Origin of the sequence: Burkholderia sp. Bp8992, assembly GCF_003853705.1 — a bacterium.
In the GTDB taxonomy this organism is placed as follows: Bacteria; Pseudomonadota; Gammaproteobacteria; order Burkholderiales; family Burkholderiaceae; genus Burkholderia.
The window spans coordinates 392,017-415,002 of the sequence record NZ_QTQI01000003.1; the positions used below are offsets into that span (position 1 = coordinate 392,017).

Here is a 22,986-nt window from a genome sequence, read left to right on the forward strand (position 1 = left end):
CGAACGCATGCACGGCGTCACGCGAGCTTGCAGCCCGTCTTGTCGAGCGGCAGGAACGACTGGCCGGAGCTGACGATGTCGGCATAGTCGTCCGCGTTCTTCATCCGGCCCTTCGGCTTGCCCTTCAGCAGGTAGTAGTTCTTCAGCACCTGGTGGTCGCCCTTGCGGATTTCCTCCGGCCCCGTGAGGCCGTCGTACTTCATCCCCTCCATCGCCGCGACGACCTTCTTCGGATCGGCGCTGCCGGCCTTCACCATTGCGTCGATCAGGATCTTCGAGCAGATGTACGAACCCGCGAGGCTGTAGTTCGGGTTTGCCTTGAATGCGGCGTTCGCGCGCTTCACGAGATCGCGGTTCAGCGGCGAATCGATGCCGTGCCAGTACTGCGCGCCGAAATACACGCCGTCGCAGATGTCCGGGCCGAGCGCCTCGAACTGCTCGAGGCCCGACGCCCACGCGAGCAGGATCGTGCAGTTGCGCTTCATTCCGAAGCTGACGGCCTGGCGCAGCGTGTCCGACGACTGCGAGCCGAAGTTCAGGATCAGCAGCACGTCGGGCTGCGCGGCCGCCGCATTCGTCAGGTAGCCGCTGAACTCCTTCTCGGCGAGCGAGTGATAGCTGTTGCCGACGTGCTCGATGCCCTTCTCCTTGAAGACCGCCTTCGCGGCCGACAGCAGGCCGTCGCCGAACACGTATTGCGGCGTGATCGTGTACCAGCGCTTCGCCTTCGGCAGCATCTGGATCAGCGGGCGCACCGTCTGCTCGATCGCGCCGAAGGTCGGCACCGACCAGCGGAAGGTCGCCGCGTTGCAATCCTTGCCGGTGATCTCGTCCGCGCCGGCCGTCGTAATGAACACGCCGCCCGCCTTCTGCACTTCCTTGCCCATCGCCAGCGATTCGGACGACAGGATGCCGCCCGCGAAGAAACGCACGCCCTTCTGCTGCGCGATTTCCTGCACGCGCCGCACGGCCGTCGCCGGCTTGCCCTCGGTGTCGAGCGCCGTATACGCGAGCGGCGCGCCGAGCACCGTGCCGTATTGCTTGACGGCGAGCTGCATGCCGAGATCGGCGTACTTGCCGTTCGCGGCGAACGGCCCGGACATCGGCACCGGGCATGCAAGCTGGATGGACGAGCCTTGCGCGAACGCGACACGGGACGACATGCTGCCGAGCGCGCCCGGCACGGCCGACAGCGCGGCCAGTTTCAACAGTTCTCGGCGATTCAAGTTGACGCTCCTCATGATGGGGGGACACACGCGATACGACCGACTGCCAAACCGTGCCCACGCCATTCCAGGATGCGCGCCGCCGGTTGATCCTATTTATCATGATAAATAGAATGAACCTGATGCTAGAGTTGATCAAAATTGGTGTCAATCAGGCAAAATTCCGTACCCGCGCCGGGACCGGTCGTCGACGATGACGCGGCGCGCAGCCACACAAAGGAGTCTTGAAGATGGTCATGGACCGAGCCAGGGCAGGCCTCGCGGTCGAAATCAAGCAGCCGAAGCGCGCCGATCTCGTCGCCGAGGAGATCAAGCGGCTGATTACCGAGAAGGACCTGAAACCCGGTGACCGCCTGCCGCGCGAAGCCGAGCTGCAGCAGCTCTACGCGGTGAGCAAGAGCACGATCCGCGAGGCGCTGAAGTCGCTCGAGGTGCAGGGGCTCATCAAGGTCACGACAGGACCGTCGGGCGGCGGGATGGTCGTCGAGGTGCCGCTCGACCGCACGCTTCAGCTCCTGCAGAACTACCTGTTCTTCAAGGACGTGACGATCGACGACATCTATACGGTGCGCAAGCTGCTCGAACCCGAGCTGGCCGCCGGCGCGGTACCACACCTGACGGAGCGCGACTTCGCGGCCCTGGAATCGAACATTGCTTGCTGCGACGGCGCGTCGGGCGTGCACGATCGCGGCCACATGCTGCGTCAGCGGCAGGAGGACACGACGTTCCACGACATCCTCGCGGCCGCGAATCCCAATCCGTTCCTGCGCTTCAGCTGCGAACTGATCAACGAGATGATCCGGCAGTTGATCGAATTCCGGAACGATACGCCGCTCGCCGAGCACAAGCGCTTCGGCGAAGCGAACGTGTCGATCCACAAGGCGATCCTGCAGGCCGCGCGCGAGCGCGATACCGAGCGCGTCCGTGCGCTGATGGTCGAGCACATGACCGAGGCGCCCAAGCATGTGAAGCGGATGAAAGGCAAGCTGCGCGGGCGGTTGATCCTCGATTCCGAGATTCGCAGGCGCGCCGCCGCTTCCGTTGCGGGATCCGATGCGGCCGCGGTGGATCCGGAGGACCGCTGAACGTCGGCATGGGCGGCGCGCGGGGTCAAGGCCGACCGCCGCGCGCGGCGCCGCTGCCGGCGGGAACGCATTCGCCGCGCGGTTCCCCGGGGCGATCAGCGCGTCATCGCACGCCGCTCACGCGTACCCCGTCGTGCCCTTCGTCTCCAGATATTCGACGAGGCCGAACTCCGCATACTCGCGCCCGTTGCCCGAACGCTTGTAACCGCCGAACGGCGCGGCCGGGTTCCACGCCGGATAGTTGATGTGCACGTTGCCGACCCGCAGCCGTGCCGCGACCCGGCGCGCCCGCTCGAGATCAGTCGACTGCACGTAGGCCGCGAGCCCGTACACCGAATCGTTCGCGAGCGCGATGGCCTCTTCTTCGGTCCGGTAGGTCATGATCGACAGCACCGGGCCGAAGATCTCTTCGGTCGCGATCGTCATGTCCGGCGTGACGTTCGAGAACACCGTCGGGCGCACGTAGAACCCGTCGCCGAGCCCTTCCGGCCGGCCGGGGCCGCCGGCGACGAGCGTCGCGCCTTCCTCGATCCCGAGCCGGATGAAGTGCTGGATGCGATCGAACTGCGTACGGCTGACCACCGGCCCGATGCCGGTTTCCGTCGAATGCGGATCGCCGACGACGGTGCGTTCCGCTTCGCGCCGCGCCGCCTGCTCGGCCCGCGGCAGATGATCGACATGCACGAGCATGCGCGTCGGTGCATTGCACGACTGGCCGCTGTTGCTGAAGCAACTGCGTACGCCGCGCGTGACGGCGTCCTCGATGTCGGCATCGGGCAGGATCAGGTTCGGGCTCTTGCTGCCGAGCTCCTGGTGCACGCGCTTGACGGTATCGGCGGCCGCCTTCGCGACCTCGATACCGGCGCGCGTCGAACCCGTGAACGACACCATGCCGACATCCGGGTGTCGCGACAGCGCGTCGCCCACTTCATGCCCGTAGCCGTGCACGAGGTTGAACACGCCGGGCGGTACGCCGGCCTCGTGCAGGATCTCCGCGAACAGGATCGCGCTGAACGGCGCGATCTCGCTCGGCTTGAGCACCATCGTGCAGCCGGCGGCGAGGGCCGGCGCGACCTTGCACACGATCTGGTTGATCGGCCAGTTCCACGGCGTGATCAGCGCACACACGCCGATCGGCTCGTGCGACACCAGCAGCCCATCGGCCTGCGTGCTGAAGCGGAACGACTGCAGCGCACGAATCGTCTGCTCGAGGTGCGCGGTGCCCACCGCGGCCTGCGCCGCGCGCGCAAACGCGATCGGCGCACCCATTTCGCGGCTGATCGTCTGCGCGACTTCTTCATAGCGGCGCTGGTAGATCTCGAGCACGCGCTTCAACAACGCGACGCGCTCGGCCACGGACCAGCGCGAGTAAGTATCGAAGGCCCGTTTCGCCGCGTCGACCGCGCGATCGACGTCGGCCGCGACGCCGATCCTGAGCTGCGCATACGGCTGCGCGGTGGCCGGGTCGATCACGTCGATCGATCGTGCATCGGCCGGATCGAGCCACTGGCCGTCGATATAGGACTGTTGTGACGTTCGCATCGAATACTCCTGAAATGAGGGACGCCGCGCTCAGCGCGTCGCCCGCGCGTAAGTGTCGACGAGGATGTCGCGGATCTGCGCGACGAACCAAACGATCTCGTCGCGCGTCATCACGAGCGGCGGCGAGAACTGCACGATCGGCGTGCCTTCGTGATCGACACCCGCGCGGCACAGCAGCCCCGCGTCGAAGATCGCGGGCGCGAGCATCGTCGACACGAACGCCTGCGCGCCGATGCCGGCCGCCCAGCGACGCGCGGCCTTGTCGGTCACGAGCTCGAGCGAATAGTGGTAGCCGTCGCCACGCACGTCGCCGACGCACGGCAATTCGAGCAGCCCGTCGAGCGTCTGGCGGAATACGGCTTCGTTGTCGCGAACATTCTCGAGAACGCGCTCGCGCGCCATGATCTCGAGGTTCGCGAGCGCGGCCGTGCAGGCGACCGGATGGCCGCCGTACGTCGCGCCGTGCAGGAACATCTGCTGCGGCCCGTCGAGCACGGTGTCGACGACCGCATCGCTCGCGATCACGCCGCCGAGCGGCACATAGCCCGACGCAATGCCTTTCGCGAACGTGATGATGTCCGGCTTCAGTCCATAGCGCGCCGACCCGAAATATTCACCGAGCCGGCCGAACCCGCAGATCACCTCGTCCGCGACGAGCAGCACGCCATGCCGGTCGCAGATATCGCGCAGCCCCGCCGCGTAGCCGGCCGGCGGCGTCAGGCTGCCGCCCGCGTTCTGCAACGGCTCGACGACGATCGCGGCGACCGTGTCCGGCCCTTCCTGCACGATCAGCGATTCGATCTCGTCGAGCAGGTGGCGCGTGAACTGCGCTTCCGTCTCGTTCGCCGGGCGGCCGTAGCGCTTCGTGTTGCCCACGTGCCGCACGCCCGACATCAAAGGTTCGAAGTGCTTGCGGAAGTTCGTCATCCCGTTCAGCGCGAGCGCGCCGAACGACGTGCCGTGATACGCGACGCGCCGCGCGATGAACTTGCGCCGCTGCGGCTCGCCACGCGACTGGTGATACTGGCGCACCAGCTTGATCGCCGCTTCGTTCGACTCCGAGCCGCTCGACGTGAAGAACACGCGGTTCAGGCCTTCGGGTGCGAGCGTCGCGAGCTGGTGCGCGAGCCGGATCGCCGGTTCGTGGCCATAGCCCCAGTTGGTCGCGAACGGCAGCCGCACCATCTGCTCGCGGATCGCATCGCCGATCTCCGCGCCGTGGCTGTAGCCGACCTGCACGCAGTACAGTCCCGCCAGCCCGTCGAAATAGCGCTTGCCGTTGCGATCGACGAGCCAGCAGCCTTCGCCGCGGTCGAACACGGTCAGCGCGTTCTCGCGGTACGCATCGGCATGCGTGAAGTGCATCAGCAGGTGGCGCTTGCCGAGCGCCTGCAGGTCCGCATCGAGATTGACGTCAACAGCGTTCATGGGTCACTCCTCCTTCAGGGTTTCAGAACCGGCACCGCGCGGCCGGTCGTTCAATTCATCGACAGCGTCGGCGCCGGGCGCGTGAAGCCGCGCGTCAGCCACGCGAGCTGGGCGAGTCCGAGCACGAGCCAGCCGATGCCGACGTAGAACGTCTGGCGCGACAGCCCCGACCAGAGCCACACGTTCATCGCGAAGCCGATCGCCGGCATCACGCCGAACGTGATCCAGCCCGCGACATGACGGTGCTCGGGCCCAGCCAGATAGCTGCGCATCACGCACAGGTTCACGATCGCGAACGCGACGAGTGCGCCGAAACTGATCATCGTCGACGCGAGGTCGAGCGTGATGAACAGCGCGGACAGCGACACGACGCCGACCGCGAGCGTCGCGCGCACCGGCGTGCGCAGCCTTGCATGCAGGTGACCGAACACGCATTCGGGCAGCACGCGGTCGCGGCCCATCGCGAACAGCACGCGCGTCACGCTCGCCTGGCCGGCCATCGCGCTCGCGAAACAGCCGGCCACGTATACCGCGACGAAGAACGCCGACAGCGTGCCGCCGCCAATGCGCCGCATCAGTTCGAGGCTGGCCGAATCGAGATCCTTGAACGCGCGCCAGTCGGGAAACACTATTTGCCCGACGTACGCGATCAGCATGAACAGCAGGCCGCTCGCCAGCGTGCAGAGCAGGATCGCGCGCGGCACCGTGCGCCGCGGCTCGCGCGTCTCCTCCGACAGGGTGGTGACCGCATCGAAGCCGAGGAACGACAGGCACAGGATCGCTGAGCCGGCGAAGATCGCGCGCGCATCGCCCGACGACGGCAACGCGACGGCCATCGACAGCCCCTCGCCCGCGGCGACGCGCGCCGCGGCAACGACGAAGATCGCGATGAACACGAGCTGGCTCGCGATCAGGATCAGGTTCACGCGATTGACGAGGCGGATGCCGACGATGTTCAGCCCGGTAATCAGCGCGATGCTGCCGACGATCCATACGCTGGCCGGCACGCCGGGGAAAATCTGCTTCATGTAGATGCCGATCGCGAGGTAGCTGATCATCGGGATGAACAGGTAATCCATCAGCAACGCCCAGCCGACCATGAAGCCGGCCGACGTGCCGAAATTGCGGCTCGCGAACGTATAGGCGGACCCGGCGCTCGGCATCAGCCGCGCCATGTGGCCGTAGCTGCGCGCGGTGAACAGCATCGCGACCAGCGTGACCGCATACGCGGCCGTCAGATGCCCGTTCGTCTCGCTCGTGACGAGGCCGTAGGTCGTGAACACCGTCATCGGCAACATGTACGCGAGGCCGAAGATCACCAGCGTCGAGGGGCCGAGCAGGTGCGGCTTGCGGCGTTCGTACGGAGCGCCTCGATGTGCGGGTGCGCCAAGGTCATCCGTCGCGGCGGCGAATGCGGTTCGACCGGGCCTGTCGTTGTCCATGCTGTCCTCACGTGGGTGGCGTCCATGACCTCAACACGCGTGCATCCGGCGCTGGCGGCGGGGCACGGCTGGAAGAAAGTGTGGTGCGCCAAAAAATCGAGAACGAATGAGAAATGCGGACGTAATAGAGGGATATTTCCGGACACGATGTCGCGCACTGCACGATCCGCGTCCTGCATGCTGCTGTGCCGCACTGGCGTTTTGCGGACATTCCGGCTATGTTCTACGCGACCACGTCACCGTATCGGCACCATGGACAGCCGCTCCCAACGAAACCAGAGCCGGGCCGAGCGCAGTCTGCGCATGTCGCTCGGCCTCGCACGCCCGGTCGGGCGCCAGGAGGATATTCCGGCCACCGTCCATGCGATCGCGGTCGCGCTGGACGAGTGCCGCGTGCGGCACATCGACGGCGCCGCGCTGCTCGAAGGTACCGGGCTCGGCGCGAACGAAGTCGCGTCGCCGAACCTGCACGTGAATCGCGGCCAGGAACAGCGCTGCTTCCGCAACCTGCTGCGCTGCAGCGGCGTACCGTCGATCGGGCTGTCGATCGGTGCGCGGCTGCACGTGTCGACGCTCGGCCTCGCCGGCTACGCGATGCTGATCAGCGGCTCCGTGATGCAGGCGTTCCGCTGCATGGGCCAGTTTCCGCTGTTCATGGGGCTGTATTTCGACGTGCGCATCGACGCGCACGCGGACGGCATGAGCGTGACCATCAGCCGCTACAACGGCGAACCCGATCTCGAGGTATTCCAGGTCGACATGTGCCTGTCGAGCCTGCGGCTGATCGTGTCCGATCTCGTCGGCAAGCCGGTGTGGCCGGAGCAGCTGCAACTCGCCCGCCGCACGCCGCGCAATGCAGCCGACTACACACGCCACTTCGGTTGTCCGGTCACATTCAACGCGGCCGACAACCGTCTCGTGTTCACGTCCGTGAACGGCACGGAAACGCCGCGTCTCGCGAACGAAGTCAGCTTCAATGCGCTGCACGGCCAGTGCGAAGTGCTCGAACGGCAGTGGGCCGCATCCGTCGGCACGCGCTTCGCCGACCGCGCGAAGGAGCTGATGGCGCGCGACCTCATGCGCTTCAAGTCGATGACGTCGCTCGCGCATGCGCTGCACCTGACGGAACGCACGCTGCGCAGGCGGCTCGACAAGGACGGCATCACGTTCCAGTCGCTGCTCGACGAAGTGCGTCACGACGAAGCGGTCCGGCTGCTCGACGACCACTCGCTGACGGTCGCGGCGATCGCCGAACGGCTCGGCTACAGCGAGCCGCGCAGCTTCCGTCACGCGTATCGGCGCTGGACCGGCAAGACGCCGCGCGCGGACGCCGACATCGACATGTAATACCGCTCACGCAAGCCGGTTCGGAACGATTTCGCCATCCATGAATTCGGAGTTCGAATCATTTCCACGGAGGCCGCCGACTTCATCGATATCGATGCCGCGACGAGATTGCGTGTCTTGCCCAAGGTAGACGCGATCGTTCGATTGCTCTATACTCGCCCCAACTTCATCACAAAACGCATGATCTCGCACGCAACGTGATGTCATTTCGCACTTTGTTGCGCATGCATCCGTTTCGCCGCGTCAAAGGGGCCACCGGCCCCAGCGGTTGGCGTCAAGCCACCCGCATCCATGCCGTCTTCGCAGGACGGTGCCCTGCTCGAACGCGCCTCGCCGTTACGGCGCCGCCGGGCCGAACCTGACAATCAGACGAACGCAGCATCGCGTTCACCCGACCGCCAGCCGCACCTCGGTGCAGCCGGCAGTACTGTTTCCGTCAGTTCAATCGCGGCCATGCCGGGATCACGAACTTCCATCGCGACGCCATTCGGCGTCATCGCGGCGCGTGCCTGCGCGCGTGCCGCACCGGATTGAGGAGGCGTATCTTCATGACTCGACGCACTGTCCAGCTGGTGGGCAGCCTGGTAGCCATCATCGCAGTCGGTTGGGCACTGGCGCGCGGTATCGGCGCCGACACGTTCCGCCAGCGCGCGGACGATCTCGCCTACTACGCGGGCCAGCACATGCTGCTGGTCGTCTACTCGATGACGCTCGCGATCGCCGTGGGCGTACCGGCCGGCGTGCTGCTGAGCCGGCCACGGTTCCAGCACCAGGCCGAGCGCTTCATGCAGGTCTTCAACATCGGCAACACGATCCCGTCGCTCGCGGTGCTGGCCATCGCGCTGGGCATCTTCGGCATCGGCGACGTGCCCGCGATCGTCGCGCTGTTTCTCGCGTCGCTGCTGCCGATCACGCGCAATGCATACGAAGGCATGAAGAACGTGCCGGCCGCGCTGCGCGAAGCCGCCAAGGGCATCGGCATGACGGGCTGGCAATCGCTGGTTCGCGTCGAATTGCCCAATGCATTGCCGATTATCGTCGGCGGCGTGCGCACCGCGCTCGCGATCAACGTCGGAACGGCGCCGCTCGCGTACCTGATCGGCGCGGACAGCCTCGGCTCGCTGATCTTCCCCGGCATCTACCTCGACAACCAGCCGCTGCTGCTGCTCGGCGCATCGCTCACCGCGATCCTCGCGCTCGCGCTGGACGGCATCGTCGCGGCCGGCAGCCGCCACTGGCTCGCACGCCACGGAGGGGCAGCATGATGCGCTCCCTCCGATCGATCACACGCCTGTGCGCCGCCGTCGCGCTGTGCATGGCGGCCGGCACGCCGGCATTCGCCGCGAAGCTCGTGCTCGGCGCGAAGAATTTCACCGAGCAATACGTGCTCGCGGAAGTCACGTCGCAGTACCTGCGCTCGCGCGGCTACGACGTGGAAGTCCGCTCGGGCCTCGGCAGCACGCTCGCCCGCAGCGCGCTGGAAAACGGCCAGTTCGACCTGATGTGGGACTACACGGGCACCGCCGCGCTCGTCTACAACAAGATTCAGGACAAGCTCTCGCCCGAAGCGATGTACCGGCGCGTCAAGGCGCTCGACGTGCCGCGCGGGCTCGTGTGGCTCGACGCGTCGCCGCTCAACGACACCTACGCGATCGGCCTGCCGAGCCAGCTCGCTCAGGCTACCGGCATCCGTACCGTGTCGCAGCTCGCCGAGCACCTGAAGACCGACCCGGCCGCGAAGCATTACGTGTTCGGCATGGACGCGGAATTCGCGAACCGCCCCGACGGCCTGAAGCCGCTGCTGGCCGCGTACGGCATGCAGTTCAGCCGCGCGCAGCTGAAGCAGATGGACCCGGGGCTCGTGTACACGGCGCTGCACAACAACCAGCTGAAGATCGGGCTCGTCTACACGACCGACGGGCGCGTGAAGGGCTTCGGCATCGTGCCGCTCGAGGACGACAAGCACTTCTTCCCGCCGTACAACGCGACGCCCGTGGTGCGCAAGGACACCCTCGACCGCAATCCGAAACTCGCGACGCAGCTCAATGCGCTGTCGGCCGCGCTCGACAACGACGTGATGCAGGCCATGGCCAAGGCCGTCGACCTCGACGGCCAGTCGCCGCACGACGTCGCCGATGCGTTCCTGCGCACGCATCCGCTACCTTGAAGGAAAACTGATGAGCGTATTCGACTATCTCGCTTCGAGCTGGCCCGAGCTGTTGCAGCTCACGCTGCAACACGTATGGCTCGTCGCAATCGCCGTGGGCTGTGCGATCGTCGCGGGCGTGCCGCTCGGCATCCTCATCAATCGCCACGACTGGCTCGCCGGGCCGCTGCTCGGTATTGCCACGATCGTGCTCACGCTGCCGTCCATCGCACTCTTCGGCCTGATGATCCCGTTCTTCTCGCGCTTCGGCCAGGGCATCGGCGCCGCGCCCGCGATCACGGCCGTGTTCCTCTACTCGCTGCTGCCGATCATGCGCAACACGTACCTCGCGCTGCACAACGTCGATGCGGGGATCAAGGAAGCCGGCACCGGCATCGGCATGACCTCGTGGCAACGCCTGCGTCTCGTCGACCTGCCGCTGGCGGTACCCGTGATTCTCGCGGGTGTGCGCACCGCCGTCGTGATGAACATCGGCGTGATGACGATTGCCGCCGTGGTGGGCGCGGGCGGGCTCGGCACGCTGATCCTGCGCGCGATCGGGCAGAGCAGCATGATGAAACTGCTGGTGGGCGCGGTGCTCGTGAGCCTGCTCGCGATCGTCGCCGACCGGCTGCTGCAGATGCTGCAGCGGGCATTGACACCGAAGGGAGTGCAGAAGACATGATCGAACTCGACCAACTGACCAAGACCTTCACGCGCAAGGACGGCCAGGCCGTGCGCGCGGTCGACTCGGTGAGCCTGTCGGTACCCGAGGGGGAAATCTGCGTGTTTCTCGGCCCGTCGGGCTGCGGCAAGACCACCACGCTCAAGATGATCAACCGGCTCATCGCCGCCACCTCGGGCCGCGTGCTCATCAACGGCGAGGACACGGCGCAGCTCGACGAAGTCGACCTGCGACGCCACATCGGCTACGTGATCCAGCAGATCGGGCTGTTCCCGAACATGACGATCGAAGAGAACATCACGGTCGTGCCGCGCCTGCTGGGCTGGGACAAGAAGCGCTGCGCCGAGCGTGCACGCGACCTGATGTCGATGGTCGCGCTCGATCCGAAGCTCTACCTGAAACGCTATCCGCGCGAGCTGTCGGGCGGGCAGCAGCAGCGCGTCGGCGTGATTCGCGCGCTGGCCGCCGATCCGCCCGTGCTGCTGATGGACGAACCGTTCGGCGCGGTCGATCCGATCAATCGCGAATCGATCCAGAACGAGTTCTTCCAGATGCAGCGGCAACTGAACAAGACCGTGATCATGGTGAGCCACGACATCGACGAAGCGATCAAGCTGGGCGACCGCATCGCGGTGTTCCGGCGCGGCCAGCTGGTGCAGTACGATCACCCCGACACGCTGCTCGCGCGCCCGCGCGACGAATTCGTCGCGCAGTTCGTCGGCCAGGACAGCACGCTCAAGCGCCTGCTGCTCGTGAAAGCCGGCGACGCCGCCACGCAGCCCGAAACGGCACGCGTCGATACGCCGCTCGCGCACGCGCTCGCGGTGATGGACGAAGCCGACTGCCGCTACCTGACCGTGCTCGACGACGCGGGCCGCGCGCTCGGCTACGTGACGCGCCGCGCCGCACGTACCGATGGCGGCGGCGTATGCGGCGAACGCGTGACGCCGTTCCCGGCCGGGGTCTCGGCCGACGACAACCTGCGCATCGTGCTGTCGAAGATGTACCAGTACAGCGCGTCGTGGATGCCCGTGCTCGACGCCGACGGCGTATGGATCGGCGAGGTCACGCAGGACTCGATCGCCGCGTACCTGAGCTCGGGCCGATCGCGCCGGCAAACGGGGCAGCCGCCGGGCAGCCCTGTCGATGCGGTCGGCGCGGCGGCCACGCACTGATTCAATCCCGCGCCGGTGTGACATCACACCGGCGCCGGGAACGGAACAGAGATCGCCCACCGTACGGAAAATGTGCAGCGACGTTTGACGACAAAGCGTCGTTCAAGAAACCCGTCAAACGGAAAACCGAAAGCGGCGGGCGAACGCCGTCTCCGTCATCCGGATTGTTTGCACACTCTTCGTTCCGCGCCGGCGTGACATGCGCACTTCGCTTCGGATGACTAATCGGCTGCGGGCTTTTCCGTCGATCGACAACCGGGCGTGTATTTCGATCGCGCGTCGAGAAATCCGGAACCGGAACGAACCGCGAATCGAACGAAATCGACTCGCGTAGAATGCCCGCAACAATCATCCGAGCGGGCCGCCCTTCCATTCCACTCGCATCGGCACAACAACACCAACGAGCGCCGTGACCTCCGCCGTCGCCGCCCCGGTCGGGCGCGCGCGACCGCGACGATCGTCGACCGACGAAGCATTCATGAGCAAACCGATCCTGTACCTCCTCGCCGGCAACGGCAGCGCGGCCGACTGGTGGGACGATGCGTTGCCCCACTTCCGGCGCTACCGGCCGGTGCCGCTGGAACTGCCGGGCTTCGGCGATCACCCCGCGCCGCCGTGCGAGGACCTTGCCGCGTATGCGCAGGCGCTGCTGGACGCGACCGAACCGGGCCACGCGATCATGGCGGTCGGCGTGAACGCGCTGCTGGTGCTGCACGCGTTGCAGCGGCGCCCCGGCCACTTCGGCCGCAGCGTGCTGCTCGCGCCCGTCGGCGCGTTCCTGTGGGAACGGCGCCTGCCGAAACTGATGGCGCCGAAGCCGTTGCGCAAGACGATCCACTGGCTGCTCGCGCACTACCCGACGCTGTTCGCCCGCAAATTCTCGAACCGGACCTGGACGCCCGCGCAATACCGCCGCATGGGCGCCGGCTATGCGCGCTGCCGCGCGTTCCTGCCGCACTGGGACCTCGTGCGCGCCGATACCGCACTGCCGCTGCTCGAGTGGGTCGCCGATCGCATCGAGCTCGTGTGGGGCGACCAGGACGCCATGCTCGGCGTACGCCAGGCCGCCGCGTGGTCGGCGATCCTCGCCCGCGCCGACCTCACCGTCACGCTGCAGCCCGGCTGGGGACACTATCCGTGGATCGACGCGCCTGCGGCCTTTGCGCAGTGGCTCGAAGCCGGCGACACCGGCTTCGTCGCGCACACGAAAGGCGGGCGCCTGGCGCTGGCCGCGATGGCGGGCCTCCCCGTGCCGCCCGCCCTGTCGCTGACCCGCGCCGACGACCCGCGCCTGCCCGGCTTTCTCGCGAGCCAGCCCGGCGCCGAATGGGCGATCCGCTCGTCGAGCCACGGCGAGGACCAGGCCGACGCGGCGAATGCCGGCCTGCATTCGACGTTCCTGCGTGTACCGGCATCGGATGCGGCCGTTCGCGTGGCCGAACTGCTCGACGGCGGCCTCGAGGAAGCGGTCGTGCAGCGCTTCGTCACGCCCGTGCTGTCCGGCATCGCATTCGTGCGCCATCTCGCGGTCGAAGTCGAATGGGTGGAAGGCCACCTCGAATCGCTCGCCGACGGGCAGGCGAGCCCACGGCGCGCGATCCTGTCGCGGCTCGGCGAACCCTGGCAGCGCGGCACGTTCGCACCCGCGCACGGGCTGACCGCGCAGCAACTTTGGGCGTTCCTGCAACAGGTGCTGCGCGCGTTCCATTACGTGCCGGGCGACGTCGAATGGGCATGGGACGGCACGCAGCTGTGGCTATTGCAGTACCGCCCGATCAGCAGCTACGGCTGGCACCGGCACCTGACCTCGGCCAACATCGCCGAGATCCTGCCGCCGCAGCCGAGCCGGCTGGTCGAGTACGCGCAACGGCGCGCGGCCGGCAGCATCCCGGCCATCATGGCGCGCTGGGATGCGCGCGTACTGCGCGACAACGAACCGTTCACCGCGCTGTACGGCGGCGCGTCGTACATCAACAACGACCTGTTCCTCGCGCGTCTCGCGGACTGGGGCGTATCGGCCGCGAACTACAGCGGCGAGATCGGTGGCGCGACGCCGCCGCTGCGCTGGCGTCCGCTGCGGCTGCTGTGCTCGCTGCCGGTGTTCTGGCGCATGCTGCGCGTCGCGCGCGCTCACCTGCCGACGCTTGCACGCGGCCTGCAGCGCTTCGACGCCGAACTTGCCACGCTCGCCGGACAGCGCGCCGACGGCCAGCAACTGGCCGACTGGTTCACGCGCTTCTATGTATTCGTCGTGCAGGGCAACCTGTGCATCGCGTCATCGCTCGCCAGCAGCGGCGGCGCACTGTGGGGACGTCCGCCGACCGCCTATGGCCAGCTCGACGACAGCCCGCACCGCTTGCCATGGGAAACCGATCCGGGCACCGCGCGGCCCGCGGCCGCCGACCTGCCGCTGCAGCCCTTCCCCGACTGGCCGCTGCCGGTCCGCGTGCTGCACACGCTCGGCGCGCCGGGCATGCGCGGCTGGTATCTGCAGGTGCGCGAGTGGTATCGCGACAACCTGATGCGCGTGTTCTTCCGCCTGCATCACGCGATGCCGGCCGCCGATCGCGACACGTGGTTCGCGCCGCATCCCGAGCGCCGCGAACGCAACGGCAGCTTCTGGCAGGACGGCAGCGAAGGCACCGACGAGGCAGCCGGCTTCATGATCTATCCGGGCCACACGCAGGGCGTGCTCGGCCACGACATCCTGCTCGAAGACTCGCTCGATCCGGGCCGGCACGCGCAGTATCAGGCCGCCCGCGCGGTGATCGCGCGCATGGGCGGCCGGCTGTCGCACGGCGCGACGCTGCTGCGCGAGCTGCGCAAGCCTTCGGCCGTGCTGCCGCGCGTCGACGATGCGTGGATCGGGCGCGAAGTGCGGCTCAGCGACGGCCGGCTGACACTGGTCGAATAAGCGCCCGGCGGCGTGTCGAAGGGGCCGGCGCTCAGCGTAGCGGCGTGCGGATTTTTCCGTCGACCTTCAACGTGCGCCTGTCGCGCGCGGCCTCGTATTCGACCGTCTGCACAGGCGTGACGGCGCCGTACGAGCGGCCGTTCACATAGACGACGCCGTCGCGCAGTTCGATCCGGTCGCCGTTGACCGTCGCGGTGGCGCGGTCGCCCTGCAGCACCGCGCCCGAACAGCCGGCGGTGGAAAAGCTGCGGACCGACGTGCCCGGCATCGCCGCGTTGCCGCCCGGGTCCGCCGCATGCGCGGCGCTGCAGGGCGGCGCATCCAGGTCGCCGGCAGCGTGAAGCGATCCGGCACCGATGCCGCATCCGGCAAGCAGTGCAATCGACATCGGCAACAGCCTGTTCATGGTGGTCTCCGTGGCACGCGGACCTGGATCGACGATCGGGTAACGCCCCCGCTTGCAGGTCGCCCGATCCACGCAGTATGCGTCCACCTGGCGGCACGCCGCCATCCGCGCCGACACCGCTCCCGTTCGCCAGCACATTCACCTTGACAAGTTGCGAGTCGCAACTATTATCGATTGCGATACGCAACCATTTGGGGCAAACCATGGATCTCATCGACGCGCCCGCCAAGCCTCGCGACGCGACCATCCTCGAACTGCGCGACTTCTCCCGCAAACTGGTGCGCGAGCTCGGCTTCATGCGCGCGACGCTCGCCGACAGCGACTGGGCGCCGTCGGCCGTTCACGCGATCCTCGAGATCGGGATGGCGCCCGGCATCAACGCGAAGGATCTCGGCAACATCCTGCGGCTCGACAAATCGAACACGAGCCGGCAGCTCGCGCGGCTCGAGGCGGCCGGTGTCGTGGAGCGGCGCGTGTCGAGCGAGGATGCGCGTGCGATCGAGCTGTACCTGACCGCCGAAGGGAAAAAACTCCAGAAAAGAATCGACACGTTCGCGACCGATCAGGTGTCGAATGCGCTGCGTCGCATGATTCCCGCCGACCAGCAGGCGCTGCTGCGTTCGCTCGCGCTGTATGCCGATGCCCTCGCGCAGGACAATGCGGCCAAGGCGCCCGCGGCGACACCCGACGCGCCGTCGATTCTCGAGGGCTACCAGCCGGGCTGTATCGGCGACATCGCGAGCCTGCATGCGCGCTTCTATTCGGAGCACTGGGGGTTCGGCGCCTTTTTCGAGAAGCGGGTGGCGACCGAGCTGGCCGAGTTCGCGAGCACGTTGCCGGCCGACGGCAAGGCGCTCTGGCTCTGCCGGGAAGACGGGCGGACGCTCGCGTCGCTCGCGATCGACGGCGACCCCGCGACCGGCGTCGCGCACCTTCGCTGGTTCATCGTGAACGACGCGTTGCGCGGGTCCGGCATCGGGCGCCAGATGATGACGCTGGCCATGCGCTTCGTCGACGCGCACCGGTTTCGCGAGACCTACCTGTGGACGTTCAAGGGACTGGATTCGGCGCGCCACCTGTACGAGTCGTTCGGCTTTACGCTGACGCACGAATCGGCAGGCACGCACTGGGGAACCGAGGTGATCGAGCAGCGTTTCAGCCGGCCCGGGCCTGCCGGCAGCTGATGGTCATCAGAACCGAACCGTGCCTGCAGCAGCTCGCGCCGCAGGCACGCGCGCATCCGTAGCCGCCGAATCGGCCGCTCGAACTATCGCGCGCCCTGCGCGTACTCCTCCGCGAATGCCGCCTCGACGAACCGGATCACGTCGTCGAGCGACGACGTGCACACGGCATCGGCCGCCAGCGCCTGAAACGCGCCGTCCGGCCCGAAGCAGACGAGCGGCTTGCGCCAGCGTTGCGCCAGCGAGATTTCCTGCGCCGTGCCGTGCCCGCCCGGCAACGCGACGATCAGGTCGCTGCTCAGCACGTTCACGTGATTGCGGTTGATCGTCTGTGGATCGGCATCCGGTTCGCGGCGCGGCAGCGGCGTGAGGATCGGGATGTCGACGAACGGATGCGGATAGCCGTCGAGCGGCACGAAGCCCGCGACCGGATCGGCCTGCGTCGGCAGGATGCCGATCGATCGGCCGGCCCGCCCCGGTACGCCGGCGAACGCGCGCGCGACGGCCAGCATCACGCCCTGGCCGCCGCCCGTCAGCAGGTTGAAGCCGGCATGGGCGAGCCATGCGCCGAGCGGTTCCGAAAACGCGAGCCACGGCTCCTTGCCCGAGCCCATCACGCCGATCGTCCTGTTCTTACATTGCATCGTGGTTTCCGGTGAAATCGTTGCAGTACGCGCGAGCACCACGCTCATTCCAGTTCGACGCCCTTCAGCTCGGGGATCAGGAACAGCGTCGCGACCATGTCGAGCACGTAGAGGCCCGCGAGCAGCGCGATGGCCGTCTGGAACGAGTAGTGCGCGGCAAGCGCGCCGACCGCGACCGGGCCGAAGCCGCCGACCGCCCGGCCGATATTCCACAGCACGTTCTGCGCGGTTGCGCGCGCGGCGGTCGGGTAGCCTTCCGACATGAGCGTCCCGTAGCCGCCGACCATCCCGTTGACGAACATGCCCATCAGCGCGCCGGCCCACAGCATCGCGGTCGGGTCCGTCAGTCGCGCATACGCGATGACCGTGACGACCGAACCGAGCTGGTACAGCAGGAACGTCGGCTTGCGCCCGATGCGGTCGGCCAGTTGCCCGAACACCCACACGCCGATCATCATCCCGACCACGGTCGCCGCCGTCCACAGCCCCGACTTCGTCAGCGAGAAGCCCATCTGCTTCGACAGGAAGGTCGGCAGCCAGATCATGATCCCGTAATAGCCGAAGTTCTGGACCGAGCAGAGGATCACGATGCCGAGGCTCGTGCGCGCGGTGCGGCTGTCGGCGACGAGCATGCGGAACGCGTTGGACTTCGGCTGCGTCGCGCGCTGCACGAACGCCTCCGGTTCGTGCAGCTTGTTGCGCATCGCCCACGCGAGCAGCGCAGGCAGCACGCCGACCAGGAACATGCCGCGCCAGCCGATGTGGAGCAGCAGGAACGGCGTCAGCAGCGCGGCCAGCAGCACGCCGGCCTGCCAGCCGAGCGCGACGTAGCACGACACGCGTGCGCGCTTGCTCGCCGGCCACGCCTCCGCCGCGAGCGCCATGCCGATCCCGAACTCGCCGCCCAGCCCGATGCCCGCTACGGTGCGGTAGGCCAGCAGGTCCCAGAAGCCGCGCGCGAACGCGCACAGGCCGGTGAAGATCGCGAACAGCAGGATCGTCCAGGTCAGCACGCGCACGCGCCCGTAGCGGTCGCTCAGTGCACCGAACAGTATCCCGCCCGCGACCGCGCCGATCAGCGTCCACGTGACGAGCGCGCCGCCCTGTCCGGGCGACAGCTGCAGCGCCGCCGTGATCGCCGGCAGCATGAAGCCGAGGATCAGCAGGTCGAAACCGTCCATCGCATAGCCGATCGCCGATCCGGCCAGCGCTTTCCACGCGTACGAACCGACCTGCTCTACACGCGTGGCCGACGGGCCGCCGAGCGTCGAAGATTTGATGTTTGCTGCCATGGTGTCCTGCCGCGAATGTCCGGCGACATTTTAAGGCCTGTGCCCGCGAACGACGGGCGCGCATCGGCGCCGCTGCCGGAGCGGCAGGCGGGACATGACGGGCAATGAACGGGGAAAACGTCGATCCGGTGTCGGCGGCCTGGCCGGCGATGTCGCGGCCAGGCCGGACACCGGATGAAAGACTGCGGAGGGACGGGGTGTTACAGGCGGCCCCGCCGGCGCGAACCGGACGGCGCCGCGCGGCCCTGAGGCACGGCCTGCTTCAGCCTTGATCCTCGCCGGGCCACCAGGCCTTGGCCTCGCGGTCGACGGCGAGCGAATCGAGATCCTTGCCTTCGAGCCATTTCGGCCGTGGGCCGCGACCCGACCATGAGCGGCCGGTCGTCGGATCGTAGTACTTGGCAGGCGCCTTGCGTTTTCGCTGGACGATGTAGCCGAGCGCGCTCAGCACTTCCTGCTGCGAAATTCCCAAAAGCTCGACCTGTTCCTTGAAAGCCGCGAGCGCGGCCTGCTTCTCCTTCTGCTTCGCATCCGACAGCTTGATGTTCAGGTCCCGAAGTTGTGCTTCGAGCTCCTGCAGGGCCTGGGTCATGTATTCATCCTCTTTGGGCATGTTTTTGCAAAAAACTCCGATGGCCGAACCTACCACGAAGTTCCGCCGATCGGGTCTGTCAACTATGTGAATCGTTTTCCTGAGCCGGCATGGTTTGCGCGATGCGCACTAAACGACGTCGTGCGTCATTGCGGGCAGGACCGGGCCGGCGACACACGGCGCGTCGCACACGAACAGGCACGGCGAACGGCTGCGGCAAGTCAGGCGCCGCCCCTGGCACGGGCGCGGCATGGCGCGAATGATAGCAGTGCGCGACATCGTATTGCAGAAGTCGTGCAACGGAACGGATGCGGAGCAGGCGGCTTACCGCCCTGCGTCGTGCGCATCCCATGCGATCCGGTCGAACAGCGCACGCAGCTTCGCGCCGCGTGCGGCATTCAGCGCGGCGGCGTGCGCCACGCGTCCGGCGAGATGCGCACGGAAATCCGGATGGGCGCTCCGATTCTGCGAGGCCGGGCCGCGCCGGATGCAGTTGGTCAGGATGGCCTTCAGGAGATCGAACTCATCGCGCGCCAGATTCGGATGACGATTGACGACCACACCGGCCAGTTGCTGCCGCACGCCGCGCCGCATCACGCGCGTCTTGCGCAGTTGCAGCGCGAAGCCCTCCTCGAGCGCGATCGCGGCAACCCTGATTTGCAGGCGCTCGATGTTGCGCACAAGCGCGCCGCCGCCGGAGAACGCGAGATCGTCCGCATAGCGCGTGTAGGTCGCATCGAGCGAACGCGCGAGCGCGGCGAGCCGCATGTCGAACCGGAACGCGCACAGGTTCGCGAGCGCCGGCGACGTCGGCGCGCCCTGCGGCAGATGCCGTTCGCGATAGCGCTGGCGGCCGATCCAGTCGAACCGGTCGCGCAGGTCCGGCGCGAGCAGCCGCGCCGACGGCACGCGGTTCGTGCACAACCCGGTGAGCGTGCGCGCGACTTCGACCGGATACCCGAGCGTGGCGAACAGCGCATGGACGCGTGCGGCGCGCACCGAGACGAAGAAGTCCGCCAGGTCGAAGCGGACGACGACATCGCGATCGGCATGCGGCGCCGCGAACGACACGATCCCGTGCCCCTTGCGAAAACCGTGCACGGCGCCGTGCGGCGCAATGCGATCGAGCAGCCCGTGCAGGATGCGGCGCTGCGCTTCGCGCAGCCTTCCCTTCGGGATCTCGACCAGGCGGCATCCGCCGCTGCGCTTGTCGACCGCGACGTACGTGTAGTGATGCAGCGGCGTGGCGCTGCTGCGCGCATCGACGCGCCAGTGATCGGACAGCCAGTCGAGTTCCGGCACGCTCACGCCGAGCCAGCCGGCGAGATCGCCGGGCGTCGCCCATTGCGGCACGTCGCACCCGGCGAGCGGCGCCGGCAACGGCCGCTGGACGGGCGGCCGCCGCACGACGCGGATCACGGCCGGCCGAGCGTCGCCATACCACGCGCGCACGAATCCGGGCACCTCGGCCACGACGTCCGCCAGCACGTCGATGCCGGTGTCGGACCAGCGTGTGCCGAAGCGCGCGAGCGATGCATCCGCAACCTCATGCGTCCACGCCGGCGCGTCGCCGAGCACGGCCGCCATCCGCGCGACGACGCCGTCGCGCTCGGGTGAACCGGCGAGCATCGCCTCGGCGATCGTGCATGTGGTGTCGCGCAGGGATGAGTACATGGCCAGGAATGGGCGGGACGATGAGCCAACGTGGCTGGTGCTGCGAGGGGATATGTTGCGCAACGCGAAACCGGGCCCCTTGCGACGCATCGGTGTGTCGATCCGATCCACGGGGTAGCCCCGTGGTCCTGGAACATCGACCGCCTGTTCCGGGTATGTGCTTGACCCACCGGCCCGCGTCGCGACTGTAATGGGCGCGCACGCCACGTGTCAAATCAGGCGGAACGGCATGCGATGTGCTGCGGGCCGCGCGTGTCGCCGGCCCGCGCTCCGCATTGCGTTGCCGCGCTTACACGCCCCGCGCGAACAGCGCGCTGTATGCGATCGGCGCCGCGCCGATGCCGGCCATGCCGCTCAGCATCGTCGCCCAGGTCGCGTCGGCCACGCTGACGGGGAACGACCGCACGCGATTGGCGAGCAGCCAGAAGGTCCGCGTCATGCCGTCGCTCATCGCGACCTCGTACCCGCTTCCCGCCGGCCAGTAGCCGACCGGCGGCAGCGCCACCGGCGCCTCGCGGCCGCCCCTGAACGCAGCGGCAGCCATCGCGAACTTGCTGTCGAGCGGCATGGCCCGGCGCGGTACGCAGTCCTGCGAATCCTGTTTCGGGAACGCGGGGCTCGTTTCGAGCCAGCGGCGATAGAACGCCTCGGCATCGAGATGGACGACGAAACGCTCCACCCCGGCCGGCTCGGCCGCCAGATAGCAGTCGACCTGGCCGGGCACGGGAACGCGCCAGATCGCGCGCTTCGCGCTCAGGTCGACCAATTCGCACGCCGTCGGCCGGAACGTGATGGGTGAAGCGGATCCGGACTCGCGCAGGTCGCGTGCGCGGTCGAGTCCGTTACGAAGACGTGTCAGCATGGGCCCTCTCTTTCTCTCTCGATTTGTTCGAATGAGTCAGGGCGCGTGGCGCGATCCGCGCCGTCGCCGCCGGTTCACCCGGTACCCTGACGCTCCCGACTGGATCGGGAACCCGCGCAGTGTATCGCCTTTCGATGACGGGACGACAGGCACGGTGCCCGCCACCCGGTGGGCACCGGCCACGCGCCCTGTCGAACGGAAACCGGCTTCAATCCGCGCGTTTCGTTGGCGATCCTACGGCGCCTGCGGTGCATCGCGCAGCACGGTGCGCAGCGCAGTATCGAACGGCGTCGCGTAATCGATCCCGAGGGCGCGCACGCGTGACGCGTCCAGATGGCAATCGTACGGGCGCGGCGTGGCGTCGGTCGGCTGGTCGATCCGCGTGAGCGACGCGTCGATGCCGAGCGCGGCCGCGATTTGCTGCGCGATGTCGTGCTTCGTCATCGGCTCCTCGCCCGACCAGTGACGAATGCCGGTGACGGCTTCGCCCGCGAGATGGCGCAGCGTCAGGTCGCGGATGACCTTCGCGACGTCCGGCGTGTAGGTCGGGTAGCGGATCGCCCAGGCGTCCATGCCGACCGCGCGGGCACCCGGACGCGCAGACGCGGCAACGGCCGGGACGAGGCTCGTGACCGCCGATTCGCTCCAGTCGGCGATCGGGCCGAAGAGCAACGGCAGGCGCAGCACGCAGGAGAGCGAAGATGCCGCGAGGAGTGCCGCCTCGCCTTCCAGCTTGGTGCGGCCGTAGATGTTCAGCGGGTTCGGTGTCGCGTCTTCACGGTACGGGGCCGCCTTGCCGTCGAACACGTAGTCGGTCGAGATGCCGAGTGTCCATGCGCCGTATCGGGCGGCCAGCGCGCCGACGCGGGCCGGCGCGTCGACATTGATCGCGCGGGCGGCGGCCGGGTCGCGTTCGCAGACGTCCGGGCGGCGTTCGGCGGCGCAGAGGATGACGGCGGCCGGCTTGCGGGTGTCGAAGAGGTGCTCGAGGGCCGGCTGGTCGAGGACGTCCAGTTCCGCGACGTTTTCCGGCGGCAATGCCAGAAGTTTTGCGCCCGCGCTTTGCGGGTTCCGGATGGTCGCCAGTAGCGTCAACGACGATTCGCTCGCCAGCGACGCGGCAACCGCGCGGCCAAGCAGGCCGGAGGCGCCGATGAGGAGGATGGTCTTGCGTTCGGTGGACGGAGTTGGGCTTGGCATGAGCGGCGATTCGGGTGACGTGGCGGAGCGCGAGGTCGCGATCCACGTTCGAATGTCAGGGTCGACGTTCGAACGATGAACGTGCCGAGGATAGCCGAGTTTGGCGGCGGACACGACCGACACGAGGCGTTGCGGCCGACACGCG

At 67.7% G+C, this 22,986-nt stretch carries 19 protein-coding genes; 8 read left to right on the top strand and 11 right to left on the bottom strand.

What is annotated here, in order from left to right; translation table 11 throughout:
- Positions 1–17: 17 nt before the first annotated feature.
- A complete protein-coding gene (locus DIE03_RS06860) occupies positions 18–1,226 on the bottom strand; it encodes an ABC transporter substrate-binding protein (protein ID WP_124448732.1) in 1,209 nt (402 codons plus the stop codon).
- 230 nt (positions 1,227–1,456) lie between these two features.
- Here DIE03_RS06860 and DIE03_RS06865 point away from each other — a divergent pair, with 230 nt between their 5' ends.
- On the top strand, positions 1,457–2,311 hold the full coding sequence (locus DIE03_RS06865) for a FadR/GntR family transcriptional regulator (RefSeq protein ID WP_124448734.1): 855 nt from the start codon (positions 1,457–1,459) through the stop codon (positions 2,309–2,311).
- Positions 2,312–2,428: 117 nt separating this feature from the next.
- Here the strand turns inward: DIE03_RS06865 and DIE03_RS06870 are convergent, their stop codons facing one another.
- The 3 genes from DIE03_RS06870 to DIE03_RS06880 are packed head-to-tail and all read right to left on the bottom strand — an operon-like array spanning position 2,429 to position 6,723.
- Complete coding sequence (locus tag DIE03_RS06870) at positions 2,429–3,853, bottom strand: aldehyde dehydrogenase family protein (protein ID WP_124448736.1); 1,425 nt, start codon at positions 3,851–3,853, stop codon at positions 2,429–2,431.
- 30 nt (positions 3,854–3,883) lie between these two features.
- Positions 3,884–5,281: an aspartate aminotransferase family protein gene (locus tag DIE03_RS06875; RefSeq protein ID WP_124448738.1), complete on the bottom strand. Its 1,398-nt coding sequence runs from the start codon at positions 5,279–5,281 to the stop codon at positions 3,884–3,886.
- Positions 5,282–5,331: 50 nt separating this feature from the next.
- Positions 5,332–6,723, bottom strand: coding sequence for an APC family permease (locus DIE03_RS06880; protein WP_124448740.1), 1,392 nt, complete (start codon positions 6,721–6,723; stop codon positions 5,332–5,334).
- A gap of 252 nt (positions 6,724–6,975) precedes the next feature.
- On the opposite strand from DIE03_RS06880, the gene DIE03_RS06885 reads away from it, so the two are divergent.
- From DIE03_RS06885 to DIE03_RS06920, 6 genes are all read left to right on the top strand, one after another.
- Positions 6,976–8,070, top strand: coding sequence for an AraC family transcriptional regulator (locus DIE03_RS06885; RefSeq protein ID WP_124448742.1), 1,095 nt, complete (start codon positions 6,976–6,978; stop codon positions 8,068–8,070).
- A 548-nt stretch (positions 8,071–8,618) separates the two neighbouring features.
- The gene (locus tag DIE03_RS06900) at positions 8,619–9,335 is read left to right on the top strand and encodes an ABC transporter permease (RefSeq protein ID WP_124448744.1); all 717 of its coding nucleotides are present in this window, start codon (positions 8,619–8,621) and stop codon (positions 9,333–9,335) included.
- On the top strand, positions 9,332–10,237 hold the full coding sequence (locus DIE03_RS06905; protein WP_124448746.1) for a glycine betaine ABC transporter substrate-binding protein: 906 nt from the start codon (positions 9,332–9,334) through the stop codon (positions 10,235–10,237). The genes DIE03_RS06900 and DIE03_RS06905 overlap by 4 nt, the downstream gene beginning before the upstream one ends.
- 10 nt (positions 10,238–10,247) lie before the next feature.
- Positions 10,248–10,901, top strand: coding sequence for an ABC transporter permease (locus DIE03_RS06910; RefSeq protein WP_124448748.1), 654 nt, complete (start codon positions 10,248–10,250; stop codon positions 10,899–10,901).
- Positions 10,898–12,076, top strand: a complete 1,179-nt coding sequence (locus DIE03_RS06915) for an ABC transporter ATP-binding protein (RefSeq protein ID WP_124448750.1) — start codon at positions 10,898–10,900, stop codon at positions 12,074–12,076. Before DIE03_RS06910 ends, DIE03_RS06915 begins: the two co-directional genes overlap by 4 nt.
- 478 nt (positions 12,077–12,554) lie before the next feature.
- Entirely contained in the window at positions 12,555–14,990 is a 2,436-nt protein-coding gene (locus DIE03_RS06920; RefSeq protein ID WP_185658121.1) for a PEP-utilizing enzyme, read from the top strand.
- Positions 14,991–15,021: 31 nt separating this feature from the next.
- Here the strand turns inward: DIE03_RS06920 and DIE03_RS06925 are convergent, their stop codons facing one another.
- Positions 15,022–15,396: a sugar ABC transporter ATPase gene (locus tag DIE03_RS06925; protein WP_124448871.1), complete on the bottom strand. Its 375-nt coding sequence runs from the start codon at positions 15,394–15,396 to the stop codon at positions 15,022–15,024.
- Positions 15,397–15,599: 203 nt separating this feature from the next.
- Between DIE03_RS06925 and DIE03_RS06930 the strand changes: the two genes are divergently transcribed.
- Entirely contained in the window at positions 15,600–16,580 is a 981-nt protein-coding gene (locus DIE03_RS06930) for a helix-turn-helix domain-containing GNAT family N-acetyltransferase (protein ID WP_124448752.1), read from the top strand.
- 83 nt (positions 16,581–16,663) lie between these two features.
- Here DIE03_RS06930 and DIE03_RS06935 read toward each other — a convergent pair whose 3' ends face one another.
- From DIE03_RS06935 to DIE03_RS06965, 6 genes are all read right to left on the bottom strand, one after another.
- A complete protein-coding gene (locus DIE03_RS06935; protein WP_260434818.1) occupies positions 16,664–17,221 on the bottom strand; it encodes a DNA-binding protein in 558 nt (185 codons plus the stop codon).
- A 44-nt stretch (positions 17,222–17,265) separates the two neighbouring features.
- A complete protein-coding gene (locus tag DIE03_RS06940; RefSeq protein WP_124448756.1) occupies positions 17,266–18,513 on the bottom strand; it encodes an MFS transporter in 1,248 nt (415 codons plus the stop codon).
- A 262-nt stretch (positions 18,514–18,775) separates the two neighbouring features.
- A complete protein-coding gene (locus DIE03_RS06945; protein ID WP_124448758.1) occupies positions 18,776–19,105 on the bottom strand; it encodes an H-NS family nucleoid-associated regulatory protein in 330 nt (109 codons plus the stop codon).
- Between the two features lie 324 nt (positions 19,106–19,429).
- On the bottom strand, positions 19,430–20,779 hold the full coding sequence (locus DIE03_RS06955; RefSeq protein ID WP_124448762.1) for a reverse transcriptase family protein: 1,350 nt from the start codon (positions 20,777–20,779) through the stop codon (positions 19,430–19,432).
- A 289-nt stretch (positions 20,780–21,068) separates the two neighbouring features.
- Complete coding sequence (locus DIE03_RS06960) at positions 21,069–21,641, bottom strand: plasmid fertility inhibition factor family protein (protein WP_124448764.1); 573 nt, start codon at positions 21,639–21,641, stop codon at positions 21,069–21,071.
- 234 nt (positions 21,642–21,875) lie between these two features.
- Positions 21,876–22,841 carry an SDR family oxidoreductase gene (locus DIE03_RS06965; RefSeq protein ID WP_124448766.1) on the bottom strand — a complete coding sequence of 322 codons (966 nt, stop codon included), beginning with the start codon at positions 22,839–22,841 and terminating at the stop codon, positions 21,876–21,878.
- Positions 22,842–22,986: the final 145 nt, after the last annotated feature.